The 1448-nt window shown below is 53.5% G+C and carries 2 protein-coding genes; both read left to right on the top strand.

Annotation, left to right across the window (positions count from 1 at the left end; all coding sequences use genetic code 11):
* A partial coding sequence (locus KDK19_RS17960) for an ankyrin repeat domain-containing protein (RefSeq protein ID WP_257292507.1) occupies positions 1–615 on the top strand: 615 nt, incomplete at its 5' end.
* Between the two features lie 127 nt (positions 616–742).
* A partial coding sequence (locus KDK19_RS17955) for a hypothetical protein (protein ID WP_257288464.1) occupies positions 743–1448 on the top strand: 706 nt, incomplete at its 3' end.

The following is a 1448-nucleotide window of genomic DNA, read 5'->3' as shown; positions in this document are numbered from 1 at the left end:
GCCCAGAACGGCCATACCGACATCGTGAAACTCCTGATCGAAGCCAAGGCAGATCCCAACGCCCGGAATGCGAGTGGCGTCACCCCGCTGCTCATCGCAGTCCGGAAGGGCCATACCGACATCGTGAAACTCCTGATCGAAGCCAAGGCAGATCCCGACGCCCGGAGTGCGAGTGGCGTCACCTCGTTGTATCTTGCAGCCCAGAACGGCCATACCGACATCGTGAAACTCCTGATCGAAGCCGGGGCGGATTTCAACGCCCGGACCACGGGTGGCGTTACCTCTCTGTATATTGCAGTCCAGAACGGTCATACCGATATTGTGAAAGCCCTGATCGAAGCAGGGGCAGATGTCAACGCTGCCTATCTTCATGGTGTCACACCGCTGTACGTCGCAGCCCTGAAGGGCAATACCGACTCTGTGGAAGTACTGATCAACGCCGGGGCGAATCTCAACGCTGCCTTGTCGAATGGCACCACACCGTTGTGCATCGCAGTCCGAAAGGGCAAAATCGACTGCGTAAAAGTCCTGATCAACGCCGGGGCGGATCTCCACGTCTTCCGGACTTCGAATGACGCCACCCCGGCTTTCAATCGCAGCACGGAAGGGCAATAACGACTGCGTGAGAGCCCTGACCGGGGCAGGGGCAGAGCTGGGGCAGTCAAAGGAACGGTTCACTGCATAACTTGAGTTATGCTCTTGATCTATCCTTCCCCTCTTTACACCAGAATGCCAGGGTAGAATGATTAAACACTCACTCTTCGCAGCACCACTGTCAATAATGACATTGTCCGTCGTCTGTCAGGCTCAACCGTTGACGTGGCGCTTTGTTGTCTTGTTTGAACAGAACACAGGTTTTCCAAACCGGAACGTTTCTGTAACCCCTGACCAGCATACAATGTCGGGCACCATGTCAGACATTGCCTACACCAAGGGTTATGAAGGATCATATTTACCGGCTGATAAGAAACAAGTCAGACCAGACGGCTGCACGCAAAAAACGACCATCATTGAATCCATTTCGTGGCCATGGCTTTACGCCAATTATCTGCTGGTGGGTTACGAACTGATCCTGACCAGCAAAAACACCCCACTAAGTTTCACCTCTTATTCACGGCTACCTGTAGAAGAGGTTGTCGCTATCGCCTGGCTTTTAAAGAGTTATTGGAATATAAAATCATCGTCGTTTAATCCGATTGCACAAAAAGAGCGGTGTCAGGCTCACCCGCTGGCGGCCATCATTACGATGTCTGGCTCTGGCAATGACCAGCCACAACTTCCGCCATCAGAGTCATCGGGACAGCAAGCTCAGGAAGCCACCGCCCGCCCTGCAGGCTCTTTCAACAGCTTCCTTGACTCTGACTCTGCCGATGGTAACGGAGGCTCACAGCAACATTTACACACTTTGGGTCTGGATTGTTTCGTCTCTCCCTGTCACGGCGTTTGTC

This window comes from Endozoicomonas sp. ONNA1, assembly GCF_024606325.1.
GTDB lineage: Bacteria > Pseudomonadota > Gammaproteobacteria > Pseudomonadales > Endozoicomonadaceae > Endozoicomonas_A.
The sequence above is the reverse complement of the archived record's forward strand: the minus strand, read 5'-3'. Positions and strand labels throughout refer to the sequence as shown.